Origin of the sequence: Neisseria sp. MVDL19-042950 (assembly GCF_030504625.1) — a bacterium.
Lineage (GTDB): Bacteria > Pseudomonadota > Gammaproteobacteria > Burkholderiales > Neisseriaceae > Neisseria.
Genome location: NZ_JAUKWH010000009.1, coordinates 42863 through 66194, shown reverse-complemented (window position 1 = coordinate 66194; position 23332 = coordinate 42863). Strand labels below are relative to the sequence as shown.

General features: G+C 48.4%; 25 protein-coding genes and 1 pseudogene. 20 read left to right on the top strand and 6 right to left on the bottom strand.

Annotated elements, in window-relative coordinates; all coding sequences use genetic code 11:
- Positions 1–63 precede the first annotated feature (63 nt).
- The 3 genes and pseudogenes from Q0X97_RS08900 (at position 64) to Q0X97_RS08890 (ending at position 3411) form a co-directional block, all read left to right on the top strand.
- A complete protein-coding gene (locus Q0X97_RS08900; protein ID WP_302066976.1) occupies positions 64–1455 on the top strand; it encodes an exonuclease domain-containing protein in 1392 nt (463 codons plus the stop codon).
- A 64-nt stretch (positions 1456–1519) separates the two neighbouring features.
- On the top strand, positions 1520–2314 hold the full coding sequence (locus Q0X97_RS08895; protein WP_302067013.1) for a Cof-type HAD-IIB family hydrolase: 795 nt from the start codon (positions 1520–1522) through the stop codon (positions 2312–2314).
- A gap of 167 nt (positions 2315–2481) precedes the next feature.
- Positions 2482–3411: pseudogene (locus Q0X97_RS08890) on the top strand (IS30 family transposase).
- A gap of 60 nt (positions 3412–3471) precedes the next feature.
- Here the strand turns inward: Q0X97_RS08890 and Q0X97_RS08885 are convergent.
- The 3 genes from Q0X97_RS08885 to Q0X97_RS08875 form a co-directional block, all read right to left on the bottom strand.
- Positions 3472–4140 (bottom strand): hypothetical protein, encoded by a 669-nt coding sequence (locus tag Q0X97_RS08885; RefSeq protein ID WP_302067712.1) that lies wholly within the window; start codon positions 4138–4140, stop codon positions 3472–3474.
- Between the two features lie 477 nt (positions 4141–4617).
- Positions 4618–4956 carry an iron-sulfur cluster insertion protein ErpA gene (gene erpA, locus Q0X97_RS08880; protein ID WP_302066974.1) on the bottom strand — a complete coding sequence of 113 codons (339 nt, stop codon included), beginning with the start codon at positions 4954–4956 and terminating at the stop codon, positions 4618–4620.
- Positions 4957–5067: 111 nt separating this feature from the next.
- Positions 5068–5757 carry a helix-turn-helix transcriptional regulator gene (locus tag Q0X97_RS08875; protein WP_302067012.1) on the bottom strand — a complete coding sequence of 230 codons (690 nt, stop codon included), beginning with the start codon at positions 5755–5757 and terminating at the stop codon, positions 5068–5070.
- Positions 5758–6057: 300 nt separating this feature from the next.
- On the opposite strand from Q0X97_RS08875, the gene Q0X97_RS08870 reads away from it, so the two are divergent.
- Positions 6058–6336 carry a hypothetical protein gene (locus Q0X97_RS08870; protein WP_302066972.1) on the top strand — a complete coding sequence of 93 codons (279 nt, stop codon included), beginning with the start codon at positions 6058–6060 and terminating at the stop codon, positions 6334–6336.
- 114 nt (positions 6337–6450) lie between these two features.
- On the opposite strand, the gene argC is transcribed toward Q0X97_RS08870, so the two are convergent.
- The 3 genes from argC to Q0X97_RS08855 form a co-directional block, all read right to left on the bottom strand.
- The gene (argC, locus tag Q0X97_RS08865) at positions 6451–7494 is read right to left on the bottom strand and encodes an N-acetyl-gamma-glutamyl-phosphate reductase (protein ID WP_302066971.1); all 1044 of its coding nucleotides are present in this window, start codon (positions 7492–7494) and stop codon (positions 6451–6453) included.
- A gap of 124 nt (positions 7495–7618) precedes the next feature.
- Positions 7619–8773, bottom strand: coding sequence for an NnrS family protein (locus Q0X97_RS08860; protein ID WP_302066970.1), 1155 nt, complete (start codon positions 8771–8773; stop codon positions 7619–7621).
- Between the two features lie 74 nt (positions 8774–8847).
- Complete coding sequence (locus Q0X97_RS08855) at positions 8848–9213, bottom strand: hemerythrin domain-containing protein (RefSeq protein ID WP_302066969.1); 366 nt, start codon at positions 9211–9213, stop codon at positions 8848–8850.
- Positions 9214–9350: 137 nt separating this feature from the next.
- Between Q0X97_RS08855 and Q0X97_RS08850 the strand changes: the two genes are divergently transcribed.
- The 16 genes from Q0X97_RS08850 to hemE all read left to right on the top strand — a co-directional run bounded on the left by Q0X97_RS08850 (position 9351) and on the right by hemE (position 23267).
- On the top strand, positions 9351–9815 hold the full coding sequence (locus Q0X97_RS08850; protein WP_302066968.1) for an Rrf2 family transcriptional regulator: 465 nt from the start codon (positions 9351–9353) through the stop codon (positions 9813–9815).
- A gap of 270 nt (positions 9816–10085) precedes the next feature.
- Positions 10086–11015: an energy transducer TonB gene (locus Q0X97_RS08845; RefSeq protein ID WP_302066967.1), complete on the top strand. Its 930-nt coding sequence runs from the start codon at positions 10086–10088 to the stop codon at positions 11013–11015.
- Between the two features lie 64 nt (positions 11016–11079).
- Positions 11080–11211, top strand: coding sequence for a hypothetical protein (locus tag Q0X97_RS08840; RefSeq protein WP_302066966.1), 132 nt, complete (start codon positions 11080–11082; stop codon positions 11209–11211).
- 32 nt (positions 11212–11243) lie between these two features.
- A complete protein-coding gene (locus Q0X97_RS08835; protein ID WP_085389494.1) occupies positions 11244–11903 on the top strand; it encodes a MotA/TolQ/ExbB proton channel family protein in 660 nt (219 codons plus the stop codon).
- 4 nt (positions 11904–11907) lie between these two features.
- Positions 11908–12339, top strand: coding sequence for a biopolymer transporter ExbD (locus Q0X97_RS08830; protein ID WP_302066965.1), 432 nt, complete (start codon positions 11908–11910; stop codon positions 12337–12339).
- A 268-nt stretch (positions 12340–12607) separates the two neighbouring features.
- Positions 12608–14005 carry a hexose-6-phosphate:phosphate antiporter gene (gene uhpT, locus Q0X97_RS08825; RefSeq protein WP_302066964.1) on the top strand — a complete coding sequence of 466 codons (1398 nt, stop codon included), beginning with the start codon at positions 12608–12610 and terminating at the stop codon, positions 14003–14005.
- Between the two features lie 116 nt (positions 14006–14121).
- Positions 14122–14829, top strand: a complete 708-nt coding sequence (locus Q0X97_RS08820; protein ID WP_302066963.1) for a phosphoglycolate phosphatase — start codon at positions 14122–14124, stop codon at positions 14827–14829.
- A gap of 53 nt (positions 14830–14882) precedes the next feature.
- Positions 14883–15329, top strand: coding sequence for a recombination regulator RecX (gene recX / locus Q0X97_RS08815; RefSeq protein ID WP_302066962.1), 447 nt, complete (start codon positions 14883–14885; stop codon positions 15327–15329).
- Positions 15330–15443: 114 nt separating this feature from the next.
- A complete protein-coding gene (locus tag Q0X97_RS08810; protein WP_302066961.1) occupies positions 15444–16217 on the top strand; it encodes a formate/nitrite transporter family protein in 774 nt (257 codons plus the stop codon).
- A gap of 253 nt (positions 16218–16470) precedes the next feature.
- Positions 16471–16950, top strand: a complete 480-nt coding sequence (ispF, locus tag Q0X97_RS08805; RefSeq protein WP_107878792.1) for a 2-C-methyl-D-erythritol 2,4-cyclodiphosphate synthase — start codon at positions 16471–16473, stop codon at positions 16948–16950.
- Between the two features lie 85 nt (positions 16951–17035).
- Positions 17036–17701, top strand: a complete 666-nt coding sequence (gene rpiA / locus Q0X97_RS08800) for a ribose-5-phosphate isomerase RpiA (RefSeq protein ID WP_302066960.1) — start codon at positions 17036–17038, stop codon at positions 17699–17701.
- A 91-nt stretch (positions 17702–17792) separates the two neighbouring features.
- Positions 17793–18416 (top strand): thermonuclease family protein, encoded by a 624-nt coding sequence (locus Q0X97_RS08795; protein ID WP_302066959.1) that lies wholly within the window; start codon positions 17793–17795, stop codon positions 18414–18416.
- A 56-nt stretch (positions 18417–18472) separates the two neighbouring features.
- Positions 18473–19216, top strand: a complete 744-nt coding sequence (locus tag Q0X97_RS08790; protein ID WP_302066958.1) for a uroporphyrinogen-III synthase — start codon at positions 18473–18475, stop codon at positions 19214–19216.
- Between the two features lie 214 nt (positions 19217–19430).
- A complete protein-coding gene (locus Q0X97_RS08785) occupies positions 19431–20699 on the top strand; it encodes a uroporphyrinogen-III C-methyltransferase (RefSeq protein WP_302067011.1) in 1269 nt (422 codons plus the stop codon).
- Positions 20696–21901, top strand: coding sequence for a heme biosynthesis HemY N-terminal domain-containing protein (locus tag Q0X97_RS08780; RefSeq protein WP_302066957.1), 1206 nt, complete (start codon positions 20696–20698; stop codon positions 21899–21901). The genes Q0X97_RS08785 and Q0X97_RS08780 overlap by 4 nt, the downstream gene beginning before the upstream one ends.
- 304 nt (positions 21902–22205) lie before the next feature.
- A complete protein-coding gene (gene hemE, locus Q0X97_RS08775; protein ID WP_302066956.1) occupies positions 22206–23267 on the top strand; it encodes a uroporphyrinogen decarboxylase in 1062 nt (353 codons plus the stop codon).
- Positions 23268–23332: the final 65 nt, after the last annotated feature.

The following is a 23332-nucleotide window of genomic DNA, read 5'->3' as shown; positions in this document are numbered from 1 at the left end:
AAGCATTTGGTGGTGAAAAAGTGTAGAATATTATTTTGTTATTTGAATTAAATCGGAAAGATTATGGAGGGAGCTTCTCGCTGGCCGTTGCTGGCAGGTTGTTTTGCACGTTTAGGCATACCTGTGGTTATTGTGGATTTGGAATCGACCGGCGGCAACCTGTATCAGGATCGTGTAACTGAAGTGGCCATCTTGCGTTTTGAAAACGGGCAAGTTGCGCGTTATGAGTGGCTGGTAAACCCGCAGCAGCCGATTTCCGGGTTTATTACCGGATTAACCGGAATTGACGATGCGATGGTGGCAGATGCACCGGTGTTTGCCGAATTGGTTTCCGAACTATTGCCGCTTCTGCGCGGTGCTTTATTGGTGGCACATAACAGTCGTTTTGATTACACTTTTTTACGCCATGAGTTTCAACGTGCAGGTGTGGATTTTGCCGCCCCTGCTTTGTGTACCGTACAGCTTTCCCGCCGTCTTTATCCGCAGTTTCATAAACATAATCTTGACAGCATCATCGAACGGTTCGGGCTTATGATTGAAAATCGCCACCGGGCGATGACCGACGTGTTGGCATTGACTGATTTTTTAGAAAAAAGCGTAACCGAAAAAGGTGCGGAAGAATGGGAAAATCATTGCCGGGCCTTGATGAATCCCAAAATGTTGCCGACTTGGTTGCCAACATCCTTTTCGGAACAGTTATATGCTTTGCCCGATACATATGGCGTGTTGACTTGGCTGGATCGGTATGGGCAAGCATTGGCAGTAGAGGCTCACGAGCGCACTTTCTCTGAAATTTCTTATTTGCTTCATGCTAAAAAAGTGCCTGTTTTTGCGCAGTCGGCAGCATCGGTAAAATTTTTGCCAGCACTAGGTGGTGTTCATGCGTTATGGTTGAAAGCACAGGTTGCAACTGAATATCGTTTGAGGCCGTCTGAAAATTTGAAAAACTATTTAACCGTACAATTTGCACCCGATGAGCAATCTCGTTTACAGGCAAGAATTGTGCCGTTATCAAATGGCAGCCGCCAATCCCAGCCGTGCGGGTTGTTTCTGCATAAAAAAGCCGCTAAGCGCGCATTGGCGGTTTGGGCTAAAGAACATGAATTATGTCCGTCGTCATTGGATATTTTGCCTGTTACGCGTGCTAAAGATGTGCCTTGTCCCGTGCAGGAAATCGGGCAGTGTAATGGGCATTGCTACACTGAAAAGGGGGTGCAGGTTCAGAACAGTCGCATTCTTGAACGGGCAAAGACTTTACCGGTGGCAGATTGGGGGCGTGCCCATACTATAGAAATTGTGGAAACTGATGCGTTATCCCGGCAATCCATAACTTTGCGTTGTGCCGGTGGTGCTTTGGCTTTGCCTGATGGCCGCTGGTATTTTGATGAAACATTACCTATGTTGTTAAAAGCTAAGTTTAAACAAGGAAAAGAAGCAGTTAGGGTCTTGGCTTAGTTTTTTCAGACGGCCTGGGTATAACAAATCAATTTTTTTTATTAAACCTTATTAAGAGAAAATGATGAAAAATCCGAAAATTGTGTTTTTCGATATCGATGATACGCTTTATCGCAAATACACTGATACTTTGCGCCCATCGGTATTGGAAGCCATGAAAGCTTTAAAAAACCGAGGTATTTTGACAGCAATCGCTACCGGCCGGCCGTTTGTGGCAGTTCCCAGTAAAGTACGTAAGGTTGTCGAAGAAGCGGGCATGGATTTATTGGTAACGATTAATGGGCAGTTAATCCGCTATCATGGAGAAATATTGAAAAAACATCCGATGGATAGTAGAAAAGTAGAGCAGATATGTGCATGTTTTGATGAAAAACAGATTCCTTATGCTTTTGTATCAGATGAAAAAATTGCAGCATCTGGGTCTGAGTTGGTAGTAAAAGAAGCGATGCAATATATCCTTCCTGAGTACATCGTGAATAAGAATTTTTTCCGTAATAATGAGGTTTATCAGATATTAGGGTTTTATACGGCCGAGCAAGAGAAAGAAGTGGGATCGGAAGTGGCGAAGCATGGTTATAAAACCGTGCGTTGGCATGAAACAGCAGTCGATGTGCTTGATAGTGAAGGTTCAAAGGCACGAGGCATTCGTACTGCTGTTGCCGAATTGGGCATAGGCATGAAAGACGTTATGGCATTCGGAGACGGCTTGAATGATATCGAGATGATGGAAAGTGTAGGCTTTAGTGTAGTAATGGACAATGGGCATCCCGATTTGAAAGCAATTGCAGATTTTATTTGCCCGAGTGTCGAAGAAGACGGTGTATTGAACGGTTTGAAGGCTTTAGGCATCATTAGTTAAGATAAAATTCATAAGGCCGTCTGAAATTAAAAGTTCAGACGGCAGCGGATTCGGATTTGAAGTGCATTTCCATAACGGAAAAAGGGCATGCGATGGCATACTGGCCTTTCCTGACAGGAAAGATTGCCATGAGCTACACACAACTGACCTAAGAAGAACGATACTACATCCAATACCTATACCGCCACCAAACTATCACCGAAATCATCAAATAGCTTAACCGCCACAAACGCACCATCAGCCGCGAAATCAGGCAGTATTGCCCCCAGCAACAGCAATACAACGCCGAAAAAGCCCAACAGCAAAGCCGCTAAAACAAACAGCGCAAACAGCTCCATTCCTAGTTGATTCAACACATCGACACCTTCATCCACCGCAAACTCAGCCCTGATCAGGTGTTCGCCTATCTCCGCAAACACCACCACATCAAGTTCCATCAAGCACTGTCTACCACTACCTGTATTAAGACAAAAACAACTGCGGCACTTTGTGGCGGCATTTCAGAATCAACAGCAAACCCTACCGTAAAAAGTACGGCAGTACATGAACCAGAGGAAAGATACCCGACGACCGCGTCGGCATAGAAGAACGACCCGCAATCGTTGACCAAAATCCCGCATCGGCAATTGGAAAGCCGACATCATCGTTGGCAAAGATCAGAAAAGCGCATTATTGACCTTGGTTGAACGGTTTACCCGCTACACCATCATCTGCAAATTGAAGAGCTTCAAAGCCCAAGGCCCCGCCCGCGCAGTTATCAGGGTATTAAAGGCGCATTAAGACAGGGTATACACCCTTATATGGACAACGGCAAAAAATCCTACCTACACACCCAAATAGCCCAAGCATTGGAGGTGGAAACCTATTTTTGCCGCCCCTGCCATTCTTGGGAGAAGGGGCTGAGTAAAAACACTAACGGGGCTCATTCGCCAATATTTCCTCAAACAAACCAATTTCCGCAACATCAGTCATCAGCAAATACGTAAGGTTCAAGACGAACTAAAAACCACCGGCCAAGAAAAACACTTGGCTATGAAACACCAAGTGTTTTATTCTTAAATCTGTTTCAACCACTCCTGTCTGAGTGTTGCACTTGAAATTCGAATTCTAAGGGTCTTGTTAATGATTTAAATACTTATAAATCATATATCCAATATTTATCGAATAAAATGGGCAGTAAAGTAACCGGCTGCAACTAAAATAATAACGATGACGAAAATCACAATACCGGCAACAGCAGCATTTTTTCCTTTGAATAGGAAACGCCAGTTGGGTTTGCCTAACTCTTTTTGGAGTTTTTCCTCTAATTCTGCACGTATTTGTTTGCGCAGACGTTTTTCTTCTTCCTGTTTCTCCAGTAATAGTTTGTGTGCAATTTCTTGCTGTTTTTTATGTTCGAAAGCCACTTTTTCTTCCCATTCAATACGCTTACGCTGTATTAGAATTTCAGTCGCCGACGGGAAGTGTAAACGGCAGGTCGGATAATCTGTAACTTCGGGGCCGTCAATGATGGTATTACAGACAGGGCACTGTTCAAATGTTTGAGTTTTACCTTCTTCTTCAGCAACTCTGTCTGGAGCAAGTTCCATCGAGCGGCGTACGATAACGTCAAGTCCTAAAAAACTGAAATAATGGCGTGCATTTTCGCGTTCGTCATTTGTACAGTATTCAGCAATAATAGCTTGAGGGCGCTCTGACAATGCTTGGATTAAGTCATTGGCTTCATTTTCAGGTAAGTTATCACGAAGACAGGCGTTAATTCTTTCATGATCAACACCAGGAGGGTAAGAAACATATACATCGTAAAAGCTTTCTGGCTTGTTCATAATTTTTCCATTAAAAATTAAAGCCTTATGAAATTGCATATTTTTTATTGGTGGTCATTTAGACAGCTTAATTGCAATTTAGGCTCGATTGTTTCTTTCTTATAAAATGTAACTATTTTATGAGGGAATGAATATCAAAGGGGATATATCTAAATAAACGGTTATAATTTAAGATTGTTGAATTATATATTTGTTATTTAATTAAAAAATATATTAAAATATACTAAATAACTAAAGTTGTTTGGTATATTTTATTCTTAAATAGCTTGGTAATAAAGGAATAAATTGTAAGTTACGCTGTCTAATTTATAGGGAGATATTTTAAATATGATACATTGAATGCTTATTTTAAGCAGTATTTATGTTTTGTTGTTTGAAAGCTTCAGATTCCCTATGCAGATAAAAAGCTAAAATATTTTTTCATCAAATATCATAAAAGCCGCCGATTATTGGCGGCTTTTAAAATCCACTTTGCAGTTAAACTGAAAAAGAAGAACCGCAGCCGCAAGTTGTAGTGGCATTGGGATTGCGGATCACAAATTGGGAACCTTGCAGGCTTTCGGTATAATCAATTTCGGCTCCTACTAAGTATTGGTAACTCATAGGATCTACTAAAAAGGTTAAACCGTTTTTTTCAATTTCAAAATCATCATCATTTTTGATTTCATCGAAAGTGAAGCCGTATTGAAATCCCGAACAGCCGCCCCCGTTTACAAATACACGGAGTTTTAAATCGGGGTTATTTTCTTCAGCAATTAAATCAGCTACTTTTGCACAGCAGCTCTCGGTAAAGATAATAGGGTTTTCGTCTGACATGATGTGATTCCTTTATATTTAAATATATGAGTGTATTGTCGCGCAAACGCATTACTTAAGCAAGTTGAGGTGCAGAGGGAAATTTCAATAGCTAATTGAGTTATATCGTATTTAAATATTGCGGCCAAACCATTCCACTCTGCCGATAATGGCAACATCATCCGTCATTTTGTTTAAATTAATCTCAAAGGTAGGATAGGCCTCGTTTGCAGATATAACATTCACTATTCCTCCCGGCATTAACTGCAAGCGTTTGACTAGCAGGTTTTCGTTTAGGCGCAATACATATAGCCCGTCTCGCGGTGTGGTTTCTCCATGGTTTATCAAGATAGAATCGCCGTCATTCAATACTCCTTCCATCGAATCCCCTTTTACCGAGATAACGGACAGGTTTTTAGTGTCGCGGGTAATATAGTTTTCTATCCAGTAGCGGCGAAATGCCATAGTAAATACAGGAGTTTCATCGCCTACCAACTGCCCGTGACCAGCTGCCGCTTGAATATCGTAACGGGGGACGAATATGAACTCGTCGATATCAACCGGATTACCTAAAGTGTCTTGAGCGGTAGTGTTGGAGGGAGTTTGTGCGTCCGGAAACGGTTCGCCTTCGCCTGTAAGCAACCAGTCTATGCTACATCCTTTTAGTTGTTTGATTTTTTTTAGAGTTTCAGCTTTCGGTAAGCCACCTTCATTCCAAATGCGGCTGAAACCTGCGATGGTCATATCAATGTCGGCTGCGATTTTGGCTTGTTTGGCTTCGTTTTTCCAAAGAAAAACCAATCTGTCTTTAAAGGTATCCATCATTTATTCCTTCTAATCAGGTGTTTTTGTATACATGCCCTGAGATTTTTTATATTTTACTTTATTTTTGATAAAAAAGTAAGAAAAATATAAAAAATAATAAGGAAAAGTATTGCAATTTTAATTTTATATTAGTAATATTCTTTTGAATTTTAATTTGTCTGAATTGAATCGTTTTTTCTAAGAGTATTTTTATAATTTTGGGTAGGATTAAAATTTTACTTTATTTTGGGAGCCGAATTTATAAATTAAGTAAGTAAAAGTTTAGTAGTGCGTTTGATTTGGATGTATAAGGAGCAAATGATGAAGCGTAATAAATGGAATAATTGGGCGTTGGTTGGTATGTTGACGGTGATGTTGGCAGTATTTCTTTTTAGCCGCTCCGAAGCTCAATCTGCGGAAATGCCTTTATCTGAATTGGGTTGTAATAAGCTGAATGTTTTACAGCTGGGCAGTATGAATGCAAAGCAGAAATCTTATGCGCACCAATGTGATATGGCGGAAGCTGCATCCGCTTGGGAGCAATCGTATGGCGGATTGGCGAGTGAAGATTTAATTGACGGTGTTGTGTATGAATAAGGAGAGGCCGTCTGAAAAGGAGTTTCAGACGGCCTAAACAGAATTACATTGCTAATGGGTATATTTTAAAGATACGTAAATTCAAATATGGTTATGGTAGAAATTTAAAATGCTTCAAGGGAGCAACGGAGTAATTTGCAAACCGGTATCCTCATTAAAGCCAAACATAATATTCATATTTTGAACGGCTTGGCCCGCCGCTCCTTTAACCAGATTGTCGATAACTGACAATACAATCCAAATATCGTGTTGGGGGGCTTTTTGAACGCTGATACGACAAAGATTGGCACCCCGTACGCTGCGTGTTTCTGGTGAACTGCCTTCGGGCATAACATCGACAAAGGGGCTGTTTTGATAGAAGTCTGCCAAAATACGATGTGGATCGGTGCCGTCTTGCAAATGCAGGTAAAGGGTGGCATGCATGCCGCGGATCATGGGGGTTAGATGGGGAACGAACACAAAACCCTCGGCGATATTGCGTTGTAGCCGGTTGATGGTTTGCTTGATTTCAGGCAGATGGCGATGGCCGGATACGCCGTAAGCTTTGAAGTTATCACCAGCTTCGCAAAATAAGGTTCCGACGTTGGCTTTGCGTCCCGCACCGGAAACGCCCGATTTGCAGTCGGCAATCAAAGGCATATTTTCTTTCAGACGGCCTGATTTCAACAAAGGAAGCATGGCAAGGGTAACGCAAGTGGGGTAGCATCCGGGATTGGCTACCAGTTTGGCCTGAGCTAAGGTTGCGCGGTTCATCTCGCTCAGTCCGTAAACCGCTTCTGCAACTGTTTCGGGGCTGGCGTGGGTCATGCCATACCACTTTTCCCAAGTGGGGATGTCTTGAATACGGTAGTCCGCCGAAAGGTCGATTACACGAATGCCTTTAGCAAGAAGAGCAGGCGCTTCTTTCATGGCTACGCCGTTCGGAGTGGCGAAGAAGACAAGATCACATTTATCCAAGAGTGCATCGTTTGGCGTTTGGAAAACCAAGTCATAAACGCCGCGTAGACTGGGGAAATAATCGGCAACGGTTATGCCTGCTTCGCTACGGCTGGTAACTGCCGTAACTTCTACATGGGGATGTGCAGACAATAAACGCAATAACTCTACTCCGGTATAACCGGTGGCACCGACAATGCCGACTTTGATGCGGTTTGACATATTGCTTCCTTGTGATTTATGGATGGAGTGATTTGAAAAGCCGAGGTAATAGTTTAAGCATAAGCAAGCCGTCTGAAAAGGTTCAGACGGCCTGCTTGCTTTCAAGATATATATAATGGCTTGATTAACCGGGTTTGCCGTCGGCACGGGGGGTAAGCAGCCATGGAAGATAACGCCATGCGTATAGCAGTAATGAAAGCGCAAACAAAACTGCTGAAAAACGAATACTGTGCGTATAAGCGGTGCTGCCGGTAAAAGCCGCTAGCACGCGTACAAAAGTAGCGGCAACCATCAACCAGAAAGCCAGCGGCATGCCCTTCGGAGCGGGATAAATCGGATGTCCCGTGTGGCCGAGAGCGCTACGTGCCATCATGCCGACAGTCAATAAACCGATGCCGCCGACACCGATAAGGTGTACACCCAAGCTCAGATATTCTGTCAGCCAATAGGCAATACCCATAACCAATAGCCCGAGTGCGGTAAAAAGATAACCTGCAAACAAAACCCATAACATCGGTTCGCGTAAAACATTTTTATGCCACCAGCGGAACAACTGCACGCAATTGATGGCACCTGCGGCAACAGCGCATAAGGCGGCAAGAGGCAGGGTGGTTTGCAGCATCATCAGAATGGCGGCAAACATCGGCAGAACCAAGGCCGACAGAGCCACCCACAGCGGGCTGGCCACTTGCGGAATGCTTAAACGCTTGGCGGTAAAAAACGGCATGATACGCATACCGACTAAGCCGATGAATCCGGCTACCATGATCAAACCGGCCAATAAGCCGTTTAATACTAAGGCCGCCTGAAAAGGATGAAGATAGAGATGGAAAACGGCATGGGTAAGCCCGAATAAAAATAGTGCTACAACGGCGATATAGTTACGGGAATTGCGGCTTTTGATGACCGGTATGGCCATACATACTGCGGCATACCAAAAAAACAACGTTCCCAAGATACCGCTGAGTAATACTCCGTGAGGAAAGTACATGGCGGCACGGGCCAGCAGCCAAAGTAATGCCAGTCCGAATAACGCTCCGCCGCGTGTCGGAGGCTGGCCGGTCCAAGTGGCGACGGCAGTTAACAGAAAACCTACCACAACCGCACCTGAATAACCCCAAATCATCTCATGCGCGTGCCAGTAGAAGGAGGGCAAATCGATTGTGCCTTGATAGCCGAATCCCCACAGTAAAACCGATAATGCTCCGAAAAGTGCCGCCAGTATGTAGAACGGGCGGAAAGCCATAGCCCAAACGGGGTGGTTGAATAGCGAGTTCATTGGAGGTTCCTTTGTTGTTTTTAATATTTAAGTGTCGGCAGGCCGTCTGAAAACAATACGGTTCAGAATACGGTTCAGTCTAAAAAAGGCTCAATGGCAGGGAACAATTCGCGTTCTTCAAATCGGGCATGTTCGCGCAGCGTTTGTGCAAATGACGTGTTCCAATCTTTATCGTTAAATTGCGGGGCATGGATCATGGCGCGCAGTTGAGCGTGCTCGTTTTCAAAACGACGGCGCAAAGCATCGTTCAGTTGAAACCAATGCGGGGCAAACTGAGTTTCTTCGGCTTCAAAATGCTTTAATAAGACGGGAATGTGGGATTCAATATCGGCTTGATGATCTGCAGCAGGATCTCTCAATATGCGCAAACATAAAGCAAGGGCGTGATGATGCTCGCGGGAGAGCTCGATTAGGCTGGGGTGGCGTTTCAATGGTTTCATGGTTTATTTGTGCTGGCTTCTTTTATAAGTTTCATATATTATGAAAGTTAATTGCTGATAAAGTCAAACAAACAAAAGCGATAGCGGCGAAAATAAGCCGGATACAATAGTTTTATTTATTATTTTATAGAGATATTATGTATTTAACTCAACATACGGATTACGGATTACGTGTACTCATTTATACCGCCATCAATGATGACGCACTCGTGAATATAGGCACGATTGCCGATACTTACGGTATATCTAAAAGCCACTTGATGAAGGTGGTAACCGCTTTGGTAAAAGGCGGATTTTTAGACAGCGTGCGAGGCAAAGGCGGCGGTTTGAAGCTCGCTTGCTCGGCGGATCAAATCAATATCGGGGCGGTAGTCCGCCATTTGGAACCGATGCAGATGGTGGAATGTATGGGGTCGAATAACGATTGTTTAATTGCCCCTAATTGCCGTTTGGCCGGCATTATCGGAGGGGGAGTTAAAGCGTTTTTAAACTATCTCGACGGGTTTACCTTGGCGGATTTATTAAACAAGCCGACTTATGACTTACTTTATCTTCCTAAAATAGAGATTGTAAGCGATTTCAGACTGGGAGCCGTTAGGTAAGAGCAGAGCTGTTACTTAGCCGCTCGGCGCAGTCGGCGGAATATGAATATTTATGTAAAAGGCCGCCTGAAAACATGATTCAAACAATGTTCTCAGACGGCCTTTTATTACAAGAGTTACTTTAACTGCTTTCTTATGAAAAATTTTTCAACAATTTGTTATTGAACAATATTTTATCTGATTGATTTCACTTTTATTTTTAATATTTTATTTGTTGTAGTAATTTTAATACCTTGCAAATTATAATAGTTTGCATTAACATTTCATATTATGAAAAATGAACGTATTTTAACTCCCACCACATTCGTTTTGGTGGCCTTTTTACATGTCGGACTGATGTCTTTGTTGTGGCGTGCTGCTCCTCCCGCCGCGGTCGGTATTGAACATATCGAATTTGTCGACTTGGGAGATTTTGGCGGAGGTGACGGCAGATTGGAAGGTGCTGCCGGAGGGGGGGCGGCTCCCGAAGCGGAAAAGCCGCGTCCTAAACCGCAGCCTCAAAAACCAAAGGAACAACCCAAGCCTAAAGAGAAGATCAAGCCGGTTATTACCACTAAAGAAAAAGCGGATATCCGTCAAGAAAAGGAAAAGCCGAAACCCAAAGAAAAACCGATAGAAAAACCGAAACCTATTGAAAAGCCAGTTGAAAAAGAGAAAACGGTGGAAAAACCCGTTGAGAAACCGGCTGAAAAAGTCGCAGACAAACCGGCAGACAAACCTGTGGGAGGGGAAGATAAAAAATTCACCGCTCCGGGGGCGACCGGTGACGGCAGCAGTGAAGGGAAAGGCGGCGGCAAAGGCTCAGGAAAAGGCAGCGGTGTTGTCGGAGACGGTGAAGGCCGCGGCTTGGGCAGAGGCACCGGCAGCGGCGATAAAACCGGTAGCGGCCACGGAAACGGAGGCGGCGGAGGCGACGGCAGCGGCAGAGGAGGCAGCGCGTCTAATCCCGTTAAAGCAACCGGTAGAATTCCCAGACCGCCATATCCTCCGCTATCTCTTGAAAACGGAGAAGAAGGTACGGTTGTTTTACACGTATTGGTTGCTCCGGGCGGAAAAGTGGCAAGCGTAAAAATAGCCCGTTCAAGCGGTAAGTCGCGATTGGATAGAGCGGCTCAGAAAGCAGCGCAAACAGGTAGTTTCAGCGCAGACAAGTGGACTGAATTCACCGTACCTGTGAAATTCTCCCTTGACGATGCTTAACGGTAACCAAACGATGAAATCGCCTTTGATTTTTCTCGGCAAAGATTAAGAGTAGATAAGCTTTATGATGACACCTACCTCTCCCGGTTTTTATTTCTGGCTTTCAGGCGGCCTGCTTGCTGCGGGTGTGCTTGCTTATCTGCTGTTCGGATTAATAAAGGCATTGGTTTTAATTACTGCAGAAAAAGAGTTTTAAGTAACATTTGTTTGATATTTTAGGAAGAAGTTATGAATTTAGGATTGGTTTTTGAATCAGGCGATTATGTGCTGATTGGTGTGTTTTTGACGTTGGTACTGATGAGTATTGTTACTTGGACGGTAATTGTTGTCCGTGCAGTCAAACTAAGCAAAGCCAAAAAAGGCAACCGCACCGTGAAACCGATGATTTGGGATGCCAAGTCGCTGGACGAAGCTGTGCAGAAAGCAAAAAAAGTGGATTCCCCGATGAGCGATTTAACGTTGGAAGCCGTACGCGCCCATCAAAACTACAACAGGCACAAAGATACCCAGATTGCCGCTGCGGTACCGTTAAACGAATATCTGGTGCGCCAAATCCGTAACAGCATGAGCCAAATCCTGCGTAGATTCGACGGTGGCCTGACCGCATTGGCTTCAATCGGTGCTACGGCTCCCTTTATCGGCCTTTTCGGTACGGTGTGGGGGATTTACCATGCGTTAATCAACATCAGCCAAAGTGGGCAGATGAGCATTGCCGCCGTGGCCGGCCCGATTGGCGAGGCATTGGTGGCGACGGCGGCCGGTTTGTTTGTGGCGATTCCAGCAGTGTTGGCATACAACTTCTTGGTACGCGGCAATAAAACGCTGGCACAGGATATGGACGCTTTTGCCCATGATTTCCATGTGCAGCTGTTGAACAACAAGGATTAAGATTATGGCATTCGGTTCGATGAATTCAGGCGAAGATTCGCCGATGGCCGAGATCAACGTTACGCCTTTAGTGGACGTGATGTTGGTGTTGTTGATTGTATTTATGATTACCATGCCGGTGCTGACGCATTCCATTCCTTTGCAACTGCCGACCGCTTCGGAAACCGCCAAGCAGGAAACGCAGCCGAAAGAACCGCTGCGCCTGACGATTGATGCAGACGGCGCTTATTATTTGGGAGCGGAATCAACCGAAAAACGCGACTTGGAAGAGCTGACGGCACAACTGAAGCAGGCCAAGGCCGATAATGCCGATACGATTGTGGCTATTGCGGCCGATAAAAGCGTGGAATATGATTTTGTGAATAAAGCGCTGGGGGCGGCTCGAGAGGCCGGCATCAGTAAGATAGGGTTTATTACGGAAACCCGTGCGAAATAAAGGTATTGGGGTTTAAGGTAAAAAGGCCGTCTGAAAACTTTTCAGACGGCCTTTTTTATTTGGATATCAAAAAAGGCGGCAACGGATCACGCAGGATAGTTAATTAGTTAACTATCTGATATGGAAACTTTGGAAAGAAATTTTAAGATTTGGATTAAATATATAAAATTAGTATTAATTTTTTTGACTTAAAACAGAAAATTTAAGACAAGAATATTTTAATGAAGAGTAATATTATTACCACCCTACAAATTAAAGGAGTCTAGCCATGTCAAGATTTTTGGCCATCAATAAAATTCCCAACAAGGGTATTCCTATTGCCGAGCAGCGCAGGATGTGGCTCAGGCAGTTTTTAAAGGCCTTTTTAGTGGTGTTTGTTACTTACATGTGTATGTATTTGATTCGTAACAACTTCAAAGCTGCTCAGCCGATGATGAAAGAACAACTGGGGTTGACTACGCTTCAGCTCGGTTATATCGGTTTGGCTTTCAGCATCACTTACGGTTTGGGCAAAACTGCTGTCGGTTATTACATCAGTGATAAAAATACCAAAAAATCCATTTCAGTGATGTTGGTGTGTTCTTCCATTGTCGTCTTGGCAATGGGTCTTTTAATGAGTTTTTACGGTTCCGTGATCGGTATTTTCATTGTTTTATGGGGTTTGAACGGTATCTTCCAGGCGGCCGGCGGGCCGGCGTCGTATTCCACGATTTCGCGTTGGGCTCCGCGTAAAGAGCGCGGACGCTATCTCGGCTTTTGGAATATGTCGCACAATGTCGGCGGTGCGGTCGCCGGTATATTGGCGTTATGGGGAGCCAATGTTTTCTTCGGCGGCAATGTTTACGGTATGTTTATTTTCCCCGCGTTAATCGCTCTGGCGATTGGTATTGCCAGCTTTTTTATCGGTAAAGACGATCCCGAAGAGCTGGGCTGGAACCGTTGCGAAGAAATTTTCGGCGAACCGGTGGAATCGGAAAATACCAAAGCCGATGAAATGCCGATGTGGCAGGCTTTCAAGCAGTTTGTATTGCGTAATCCGTGGATTTGGATGCTGTGTATTGCCAATGTGTTCGTTTATATCGTGCGTATCGGCATCGACAACTGGGCACCGCTTTATGTAACCGAAGTGCTGGGATTCGGCAAACTTGATGCGGTCAATACGATTTTCTATTTTGAAGTGGGCGCGATTCTTGCCAGCTTGAGCTGGGGTTATGTTTCCGACCTGCTAAACGGCCGTCGTGCCGCCGTTGCGGTGGGCTGTATGATTGCGATTATCTTTGCGGTAATGATGTATCGCAATGCAACCAGTGTGATGATGGTCAACATTTCGCTCTTCCTGCTCGGTGCGCTGATTTTCGGCCCGCAATTGCTGATCGGTATTTCTTTGGTAGGCTTTGTGCCTAAAAAAGGCATCAGCGTTGCCAACGGCATGACCGGCACGTTCGGCTATCTCTTCGGTGACTCGGTTGCCAAAGTAGGCTTGGCCGCCATTGCCGATCCGAAAAGCGGCGGTTTGACTTTGTTCGGCCACACCTTGCACGGGTGGTCCGATGTATTCATCGTGTTCTATCTTGCCTTGTTTGCCGGTATCGTATTGCTGATTATCGTGGCTTACGGCGAAGAAAAACGTATCCGCATGATTAACGAAGTATTGGGCAAACATTAACCTGCCGAGTATGAAATGCTTCGACCAAAGGCCATCTGAAAACTTTTCAGACGGCCTTCCTTCTTGAGAGATGCTACAATAGCCGTTCTTAAAAATACTTCCGCACAAGAATCTTTATGACTACCATCGAACACGTTCAAGCCGTTGCATTCGACCTTGACGGCACCCTTTGCGATTCCATTCCCGATTTGGCCGCCGCCGCCAATGCTACCCGCGAGCATCTCGGCTTGGAACCGCTTCCCGTCAAAACAGTAGAAAGCTACGTGGGCGACGGCATTGCCAAACTGGTTCACCGCGTGCTTACCGATACCCGTGAAGAGCAGGCCGAGCAAAGTTTGTGGGAACAGGCTTTTACCTTTTTCATCCGCCACTACCGCGAACATTTGAGCGACTTTACCCGCCCGTATCGCGAAACCGAAGCAGGGTTGGGGCTGTTGAAAACGTTGGGTATTCCGCTGGTGGTGATTACCAACAAAAACGAAGTGTTGGCAGTGGAACTGCTGCAACAGCTCGGCCTTGCCGACTACTTCAGCCTGATACTCGGCGGCGACAGCCTGCCGGAAAAGAAACCCAGCCCGATGCCCTTGCTGCACGCCGCCGAAGTGCTGAACATCGACCCCGCCAATATGATTATGGTGGGCGATTCCAAAAACGATATTCTCGCAGCCAAAGCGGCCGGTTGCTTGAGCGTGGGCGTAACTTTCGGTTACGGCGACATGACCATGCTGGCACAGGAAGCGGACACCAAACCCGACTGGATTATCGGAGCCTTGCCCGAAATTTATGAAAATCTGCAACCGCAGAAAGATAAAGACCAAGAATAACCCCATCGCTTGTAAGGCCGTCTGAAAAGTTTTCAGACGGCCTCTCTTAAAAAATGAAACCGCAAAAATCCCTACGCGCCCGCGCCTTAGATATTCTCGCCCGCCAAGAAATCAGCCGTGCCGAATTCAAGCGCAAGCTCGCGCCTTATGCCGAAAGCGAAGAAGAGTTGGATAAACTGCTGGCGGAGTTTGCCGAACGCAACTGGCAGTCTGACGAGCGTTTTGCCGAAGCCTATATTCACAGCAAAAGCAGAATGCACGGCAGGCTGCGTTTGAAACAGGCGTTGGCGGCGAAAGGCGTGGCCGAAGAAACCGCCCGCGAATTTCTGCCCGATCGCGACAGCGAACTGCAAACCGCCGTTGCCGTGTTGCGTAAAAAGTTCAAACGGCCCGGCTCGGATTTAAAAGAAACCCAGCGGCAGATGCGTTTTCTGGCTTACCGCGGCTTTGATATGGACATTATCCGGGCGGCTTTGAAAAGCGATTGGGAAGAAGACTGAACGGTTTTGCAAAAATCAATGTAATTTCCTTACAAACAAGTGAGCTATATCAAGAGGCCGTCTGAAAAAATAATTACAATACCGCTGTTAAAAAGATTTTACGGACAGTAGAACATGAGCGATTTATATCCGGATCAGATTTTGCAGGCGACGATTGAAAAAGGGAAAGCCAAAGCCGCCGGCAGCACACTTTCATTGAGCCTTTTGGGTTTTCTCGGCGGGGCGTTTATTTCATTGGGCTATCTCGCCTATATCCGCGTGGTCGGCGGCATGCCGCACGAGTGGGGCAGCTTGGCCGTGTTGCTCGGCGCAGCGGTGTTCCCAATCGGGTTGGTTTGTATTTTGATCGGCGGAGGCGAATTGATTACCGGCAACATGATGGTGGTGCCGGTGGCATGGCTGGCGAAAAAGATTTCGCTGGCGGCTTGGGGGCGGAATTGGCTGATCGTAACGCTGACCAACGTCGTCGGAGCCTTTTTCGTGGCATGGTTTTTCGGGCATTACGTCGGCCTCACCGAAGGCGAAGTGCTGCATAAAACCATCGCCGTGGCGCAAGGCAAAGTGAGCGCCGGTTTCGGACGGGCTTTCGTGTCGGGCATCGGCTGCAACTGGATGGTGTGCATGGGCGTGTGGCTGTGCTACGGCGCGCATTCGATTTCGGGCAAAGTATTGGGAATTTGGTTTCCGATTATGATTTTCGTGCTCATCGGTTTCCAGCACGTCGTGGCCAATATGTTTGTGATTCCCGCCGCCATCTGGGCAGGGGCGGACATCACTTGGATGCAGTTTTGGGAAAACATGGTTTCGGTGTATTTGGGCAATGCCGTCGGCGGTGCGGTGTTTGTGGGTGCGATGTATTTATATGCTTATCGGGACAAACTGAAATAATTTCCGGTAGCGGTGCTGTTGAGCGGATAGAGGCCGTCTGAAAATGTTTGAATGTTTTCAGACGGCCTAATCTGTATAATAAGGCCGCCTGAAACAGGCGACGGCTGTGAAACTTAATGTTTTATACCGAATTGCCGCGTTCCGGTGCAGCGGGAAACGCCCGGCAGGCTGCTAAAGCGGCGGCAAAACCGGTTTGCGGCGGGCTTGGATGAAACATTAACTTTCACAGTTATCACACCAGATAGGAAACGATATGAATATCCGTGTCGGACAAGGCTACGATGTCCATCAGTTGGTTGAAAATCGGCCGCTTATTCTCGGCGGCGTAACGATTCCGTTTGAAAAAGGGTTGCTCGGCCATTCCGATGCCGACGCACTTTTGCATGCCGTTACCGATGCGTTGCTCGGCGCGGCGGGTTTGGGCGATATCGGCAGCCACTTCCCCGATACCGCCGCCGAATTCAAAGATGCCGACAGCCGCGTATTGCTGCGCGCCGCCTACCGCAGCGTAAAAGAGCAGGGCTGGGAAGTGGTGAATGTGGACAGCACCATTATCGCCCAGAAGCCGAAGCTCGCTCCGCATATTCCGGCCATGCGCGCCAATATTGCGGCGGATTTGGGCTTGCCCGAAAACGCCGTCAACATCAAAGGCAAAACCAATGAAAAACTCGGCTATTTGGGGAGGCAGGAAGGCATTGAAGCGCAGGCGGCGGTGTTGCTGCGGGCGGTTTGAAAAAGTGGCCCGGGATACTGCGCGGTCGGTTGAAAACTGTTAACATACGAACCGCTTAACCTTTTTATGTAGAGAGAGGAAAATCATGGCATCACAAGACGAACTGAAACGTATGGCGGCCGAAAAAGCCGTCGAATTCGTACCGGAAGGCGAATATATCGGCATCGGCACCGGTTCTACCGTTAATTTTTTCATTGAAGCGCTGGCAAAAAGCGGCAAAAAAATCAAAGGAGCGGTTTCTACATCAAAAGGCACTTCCGAGCTGCTGGCCCGTTTTGAAATCCCCGAAGTACAGATGAACGAAGTATCGCATCTGGCCGTGTATGTCGACGGAGCCGACGAAGTCAACCATTCGCTACAAATGATCAAAGGCGGCGGCGGCGCGCATCTGAATGAAAAAATCGTAGCCAGTATTGCGGACAAGTTTGTATGTATCGCCGACGAAAGCAAATACGTTTCCCGTTTGGGCAAATTCCCGCTGCCGGTGGAAGTGATTCCGATGGCGCGTTCGATGGTGTCGCGTAAGCTGGTGGCTTTGGGCGGCCAGCCCGAGTTGCGCATGGGCTTTATCACGTTTAACGGCCATCAAATCGTTGATGTACACGATTTGGAAATCAACCTGCCGGTAACGCTGGAAGACGAGATCAACAAAATTCCCGGTGTGGTGGAAAACGGCCTGTTCGGGCACAATGCCGCCGACGTGCTGGTGTTGGGTACACAAAACGGCGTGCAAGTGATTACCCCCAACTGATACGGTATAGCCGGAGGCCGTCTGAAACTGTTCAGACGGCCTTATTTCGTTACGCTGGTTTTTTGCGGGCAGAGTTTGTTCGGTTTGAGATATGAAAACATCGTCTTTATACGCATTTGCCGCCTTGTTGCTGGCTTCGGCTGCCGGCGTGCAGGCGGAGAATTTTCAGCAATGGCTGCGTAAAAGTACCGAGGCCGCACAGCAATTCCACTCGCTTTGGGTGCAGGATCACGCCGCACAAAACTATTCGGGCCGCGTAGTTGCCGTATCCGACGGCGACACCGTCCGCGTGGTCGACGGCGGCGGCAACAAGCATAAAATCCGTTTGGCCTACATTGATGCGCCGGAATTGCAGCAGGCGCACGGAACGGCTTCGCGGGATGCGTTGCGGGCGCTTGTGGAAGGTCGAAACGTAGAAGTAACGGTGTTTGAAACCGACCAATATAAACGCGAAGTCGCCCAAGTGCGCCTGAACGGACAGGATTTGAACCTTGCCCAGTTGCAGCAAGGCCATGCGTGGCATTATGTGTCGATTGCCAAGCGCAAGCAGGACACTTTCGATTATGCGGCCTACGCCTATGCCGAAGCCCGCGCGCGGCAGGAAAGCACGGGCTTGTGGCAAAACAGAAACCCGCAAGCGCCGTGGGATTTCCGCAAGGCGCAGCGGCAGACTCAAAAACCGCAGCAAAGCCGTTCGCTGTGGCGGTTGTGGTAAAGAGTCCCCCATCTTTTACCGGTGTCTAACCGATTGGCCGGAGGCCGTCTGAAAACATGCCAGCCATTTTGATTATCCGCCCCCCATCCCAAACCGCTGCCGATATCCGCACTTGCACGGCGGCGGGTTGGGATGCCGTACCGTTCGGCCCGATACGCATCGAGCCGGAAGAGGCCGCCTTAAAAAACCTCAACCGGCAGTTTCAGACGGCCTCTGCCGTATTCTGGGTCAGCCCCACGGCGGTGGAGACCGCCGCGCCGCATATTGATTTTTCAGACGGCCTCATCCGCCAGATTACCGTAGGGCAGGGCAGCCGCAAGGCATTGTCGGGATTCTGTCCGCACGAAATCATTTGCCCGCAGGAGGGCAACGACAGCGAAGCCGTGTTGCGTTTGGACATTTGGAACAGCCTGCCCCAAGGAGCGAAAGTGCTGATCGTGCGCGGACACGGCGGGCGGGATTTTCTGGCGCAAAATCTGAAGCGGCGCGGCTTTGAAGTGGAAACGGCCGAAGTTTATTTCAGACGGCCCCAACCGCTTGATTGGTCGGTGTTTGAAGAAGCCCGCCCCGTTGCCGCCTACATTACTTCCGCCGAGATGGTGAGCGCGTTGTTTGCGCAAGTGCCGTCTGAATTGGCGCAACCATTAAGAACCTTGTTATACTTCACGCATCATCCGCGCATAGCCGCCGCTTTGCATATCGCCGGAGCGGTGAACACCCGAGTGGTTGCGCGTTTGGATGCACAGACTTTAAAACAAGCCTTGCACGGAGTTCAGAATGAACAGCCAAGACGAAAATAAACCCGAGGATTTTCAGCCTGAAAACGCGCAGGAATCCCCAAAGCGCATGCTGGTGGTAACGAAAGACGGAACGGCAATGCCGCCCGTGCAGCCGTCTGAAAAAAACAAATCCGACACGGCAGCCGCGGAACCGGAAGCAGAAACGCCGTCCGACAAACCGAAAACCGGTTTTGCAGCCGCCGCTCCGAATAATCCCGAACCCGCAGGAAATCTTATGTCTGACTCAAAAAACAACCAACCCCTTGTTACACCCGTGGTGATCAAACAATCATCGGGCAGAGGCGTAGCCGTCGTTGCGCTGGCTTTGTCCCTGCTGGCTTTGGGAGCCAGCGGTTTCTTGTTTGTGCAAGGACAGAATCTGCTGAAAACGCAGGAAATAAACTTCAATCAAAAAATCGAAAAAGCTGCTTTGGGCGAATCGCAAAATGCCGCACTGCTGCAAAACAGCATGCGTAAGCAGAATGAAATCCAAGCCGCGATGGTGCAATTGGCCGCCGCACAGAAACAGAACGGTGAAAAAGTGGCTGCCGCCGAGCGTGCTTTCCAAGAGTTAAGCAAAGGCCGTGCCGATTGGCTGGTGGATGAAACCGAAGTGATGCTGAATCTGGCTTCGCAACAATTGCTGCTTTCAGGCAACGTGCCTGCCGCCATCGGAGTGTTGGAAAACATCGAAAGCCGCATGAGCCGTTTCGACCACCCCGAACTGCTGCCGGTGAAACAAGCCGTTGCCGGCGATTTGACGGCATTGCGCAACCGCCCGTATGTGGATATTTCGGGCGTGTCGTTGCGTCTCGACCGTTTGGAAACCGCCGTTGCCGGCTTGCCGTTGGTGGTGGACGGAGCCTTGAAGCCCGGCCAATCCGCTCCCCAAGTTGCGGATGCGGGCAATCTGCCGTGGTGGGAAGCCGCATGGCAGAAAACGCTGGCCGCCTTGAAAGGCATGGTGGAAGTACGCCGCCTGAACAGCAACGATTCCATGCTGATGGCTCCCGAGCAAGTGTATTTCGTGCGTGAAAACCTGCGTTTGCGTTTATTGGATGCGCGTGCCGCCCTGATGCAGTACAACGGCGAGGTGTACCAAAGCGATTTGAACAATGCGGAAGCGGCGGTAAAACAATATTTCGATGTCCGTTCGCCCGCCACCCAATCTTGGTTGAAAGAATTGGCCGAGCTGAAAACCGCCGATTTGCGCATGGTAACCGACGACGTGCTGAAAAACAGCCTGAATGCCGTACGCAATTACCAAAATGCCGTCCGGCCGAACCGTCCGACGCTGCTGCCTGAAGCGGCTGCTCCCGTTGCTGCGGGCGAATCCGCTTCCGAGCCGTCGTCTGCCGCTTCGGCTCCCGAAGTACCGGCAACGCCGGTTATGCCTGTAGTACCGAAAGCGGCAGAGCCGCAACAGCCGGCAAAACCGGCCGTGCCGTCTGAAAACAAACCGGCATCCGCGCCGGTAGGCGAAGTGAAAGGGGCACGGGTATGAGAGGCTTGGTTTGGGTTATCATTTTATTCGCCGTGGCCGTTGGTTTGGCGATTGCGGCGGGCACTTATACCGGCAATGTTTATGTGGTGGTCGAGCAGACCATACTGCGCATCAACCTGCATGCGTTTATTCTCGGTTTGATTGCCTTGGTGGTGGTGCTGTATCTGCTGGTGCGTTTGATTGCAGGCATTCTCAACGTGCCCGGCCGTATGCAGCGTTTCGGCGTGGCACGCAAAGGCCGCCAAGCCGCCGCCGCTTTGAACAATGCGGGTTTGGCGTTTTTTGAAGGCAAGTTCCAAAAGGCCGAGCAGGAAGCCGCCAAAGTGCTGGCCAACAAAGAAGCGGGCGACAACCGCACGCTGGCATTGATGCTGGGCGCGCATGCCGCCGACCAAATGGACAACATCGGCCTGCGCGACCGCTATTTGAAAGACATCGAAGCATTGCCTGCGAAGAAACAGCTTTCGCGTTATCTGTTGTTGGCCGAATCCGCTTTAAGCCGCCGCGATTATCCGGCTGCCGAACAAAACCTGATTTCCGCCACCCAAATCAACCCCAGCCTTACCCGCTTGGTGCGTTTGCAGTTGCGTTACGCTTTTGATAAAGGCAACGCGCTGGAAGTATTGGATAAGGCCGACAAATTGGTTAAGGCGGGGGCAATCAGCGATTATGAAGCCGAACAATATCAAAACTGGGCATACCACCGCCTACTGGCATTGGCTTCCGATCATAACGGTTTGAAAGTTTGCCTCAAGCGTATTCCCGAGTATTTGAAAACCGGCGAATTGTGTATTGCCATCGCCGAGAAATACGAGCGTTTGGGCTTGTACGGCCATGCGGTAAAATGGGTGGAGAAATATTATCCGCATACCCAGCAGGCCGAGTTGCTGAAAACTTTCGTTCAGAGCGTGCGTTTCTTGAACGACAAAGAACAGCGCAAAGCCATTGACCTTGCCGACGGCTGGTTGCAGGGGCATCCGAATAATGCCAAATTGCTGATGTATCTGGGCGAACTGGCTTACGGCAAGCAGCTTTGGGGCAAGGCGCAGACGTATCTGGAAGCCAGCCTCGCCATCGACCCGAGCATGCCGGCGCGTTTGGCTTTGGCCAAAGTGTTTGACGAAACCGAGCAGCCCGAAAAGGCGGAGCAGCAGCGCAAACTGGCTTTGGAGAGCGTGTCTGCCGACGATGAATCCCTATAACAGATAAGCCGCCATGCAAAAAGAGGCCGTCTGAAAAACCGGATAAATGTTTTCAGACGGCCTTTCGATACTTTGAAACTTTAACACCCGATCACGCGTGCGAAGATTTATAGCGAATCAACTTAACTTGCTGCGGCATTGCTGCGCCTTAGTTTAAAGAGAACGGTTTTGTAAGCCGGCGAAGCGGCAGCAGAATCGGTTCCGCACTATTGGTGCTGCCTACGGCTTGCCGCCTTGTATCAAAAATCAGTTTGTTTGCTATAACACAGGCAGGCGTTTTCAATATTTTCTACGAAAGCCCGATATGACCACATTGAAAAACGATACTTTCTTACGCGCTTTGTTAAAACAACCGGTTGAATACACACCGATTTGGATGATGCGTCAGGCAGGCCGCTATCTGCCCGAATACAAAGCCACCCGCGCCCGCGCAGGCAGTTTTTTGGATTTGTGCAAAAACACCGAGCTGGCCACCGAAGTAACCATTCAGCCGCTGGAGCGTTTCGATTTGGACGCAGCGATTCTGTTTTCCGACATCTTAACCGTGCCTGATGCGATGGGTTTGGGCTTGTATTTTGCCGAAGGTGAAGGCCCCAAATTCGAGCGTGCTTTGCAGCATGAAGCCGACATCGCCAAGCTGGAAGTGCCGGACATGGGCAAGCTGCAATATGTGTTTGATGCCGTTACGTCTATCCGCCAAGCCTTAGACGGCCGCGTGCCTTTAATCGGCTTTTCCGGCAGCCCGTTCACGCTCGCCTGCTATATGGTGGAAGGCGGCAGCAGCAAGGAATTCCGCACCATCAAAACCATGATGTATTCGCGCCCCGACTTGCTGCACAAGATTTTGGATGTCAACGCCCAAGCCGTAACCGCATATTTAAATGCGCAAATCGATGCGGGCGCGCAGGCGGTGCAGATTTTCGATACATGGGGCGGCGTGTTGAGCGATGCGGCGTTTGAAGCGTTCAGCCTGCGTTATATGAAGCAGATTGTCGGCGGTTTGAAACGCGAAAGCGAAGGCCGCCGCGTGCCGGTGATTGTGTTTACCAAAGGCGGCGGTTTGTGGCTGGAAAAAATGGCCGATACCGGTGCCGATGCTCTCGGCTTGGATTGGACGTGCAACATCGGCGAAGCCCGCAAGCGCGTAGGGGATAAAGTGGCGCTGCAAGGTAATTTCGACCCGTTCGCCCTGTTCGGCACGCCGGAGAGCATCCGTGCCGAAGCCGCCCGCATTCTGGAAGCATACGGCAACGGCAGCGGCCATGTGTTCAACCTCGGGCACGGCATCAACCAACACGCCGACCCCGAACATGCCAAGTTGTTGGTGGACACGGTGCACGAATTGTCTCGACAGTATCACCGTTAATCTGTATTTTAATGATGCAGAGGCCGTCTGAAAAAAGTTTTCAGACGGCCTTTGAGAGAAAACCC

Bases quoted from the DNA above. Each gene is read 5' to 3' on its own strand.
- Q0X97_RS08900 (WP_302066976.1), top strand. From the start codon at position 64: ATGGAGGGAGCTTCTCGCTGGCCGTTGCTGGCAGGTTGTTTTGCACGT.
- Q0X97_RS08895 (WP_302067013.1), top strand. From the start codon at position 1,520: ATGAAAAATCCGAAAATTGTGTTTTTCGATATCGATGATACGCTTTAT.
- Q0X97_RS08885 (WP_302067712.1), bottom strand. From the start codon at position 4,140: ATGAACAAGCCAGAAAGCTTTTACGATGTATATGTTTCTTACCCTCCT.
- erpA (WP_302066974.1), bottom strand. From the start codon at position 4,956: ATGTCAGACGAAAACCCTATTATCTTTACCGAGAGCTGCTGTGCAAAA.
- Q0X97_RS08875 (WP_302067012.1), bottom strand. From the start codon at position 5,757: ATGGATACCTTTAAAGACAGATTGGTTTTTCTTTGGAAAAACGAAGCC.
- Q0X97_RS08870 (WP_302066972.1), top strand. From the start codon at position 6,058: ATGATGAAGCGTAATAAATGGAATAATTGGGCGTTGGTTGGTATGTTG.
- argC (WP_302066971.1), bottom strand. From the start codon at position 7,494: ATGTCAAACCGCATCAAAGTCGGCATTGTCGGTGCCACCGGTTATACC.
- Q0X97_RS08860 (WP_302066970.1), bottom strand. From the start codon at position 8,773: ATGAACTCGCTATTCAACCACCCCGTTTGGGCTATGGCTTTCCGCCCG.
- Q0X97_RS08855 (WP_302066969.1), bottom strand. From the start codon at position 9,213: ATGAAACCATTGAAACGCCACCCCAGCCTAATCGAGCTCTCCCGCGAG.
- Q0X97_RS08850 (WP_302066968.1), top strand. From the start codon at position 9,351: ATGTATTTAACTCAACATACGGATTACGGATTACGTGTACTCATTTAT.
- Q0X97_RS08845 (WP_302066967.1), top strand. From the start codon at position 10,086: ATGAAAAATGAACGTATTTTAACTCCCACCACATTCGTTTTGGTGGCC.
- Q0X97_RS08840 (WP_302066966.1), top strand. From the start codon at position 11,080: ATGATGACACCTACCTCTCCCGGTTTTTATTTCTGGCTTTCAGGCGGC.
- Q0X97_RS08835 (WP_085389494.1), top strand. From the start codon at position 11,244: ATGAATTTAGGATTGGTTTTTGAATCAGGCGATTATGTGCTGATTGGT.
- Q0X97_RS08830 (WP_302066965.1), top strand. From the start codon at position 11,908: ATGGCATTCGGTTCGATGAATTCAGGCGAAGATTCGCCGATGGCCGAG.
- uhpT (WP_302066964.1), top strand. From the start codon at position 12,608: ATGTCAAGATTTTTGGCCATCAATAAAATTCCCAACAAGGGTATTCCT.
- Q0X97_RS08820 (WP_302066963.1), top strand. From the start codon at position 14,122: ATGACTACCATCGAACACGTTCAAGCCGTTGCATTCGACCTTGACGGC.
- recX (WP_302066962.1), top strand. From the start codon at position 14,883: ATGAAACCGCAAAAATCCCTACGCGCCCGCGCCTTAGATATTCTCGCC.
- Q0X97_RS08810 (WP_302066961.1), top strand. From the start codon at position 15,444: ATGAGCGATTTATATCCGGATCAGATTTTGCAGGCGACGATTGAAAAA.
- ispF (WP_107878792.1), top strand. From the start codon at position 16,471: ATGAATATCCGTGTCGGACAAGGCTACGATGTCCATCAGTTGGTTGAA.
- rpiA (WP_302066960.1), top strand. From the start codon at position 17,036: ATGGCATCACAAGACGAACTGAAACGTATGGCGGCCGAAAAAGCCGTC.
- Q0X97_RS08795 (WP_302066959.1), top strand. From the start codon at position 17,793: ATGAAAACATCGTCTTTATACGCATTTGCCGCCTTGTTGCTGGCTTCG.
- Q0X97_RS08790 (WP_302066958.1), top strand. From the start codon at position 18,473: ATGCCAGCCATTTTGATTATCCGCCCCCCATCCCAAACCGCTGCCGAT.
- Q0X97_RS08785 (WP_302067011.1), top strand. From the start codon at position 19,431: ATGTCTGACTCAAAAAACAACCAACCCCTTGTTACACCCGTGGTGATC.
- Q0X97_RS08780 (WP_302066957.1), top strand. From the start codon at position 20,696: ATGAGAGGCTTGGTTTGGGTTATCATTTTATTCGCCGTGGCCGTTGGT.
- hemE (WP_302066956.1), top strand. From the start codon at position 22,206: ATGACCACATTGAAAAACGATACTTTCTTACGCGCTTTGTTAAAACAA.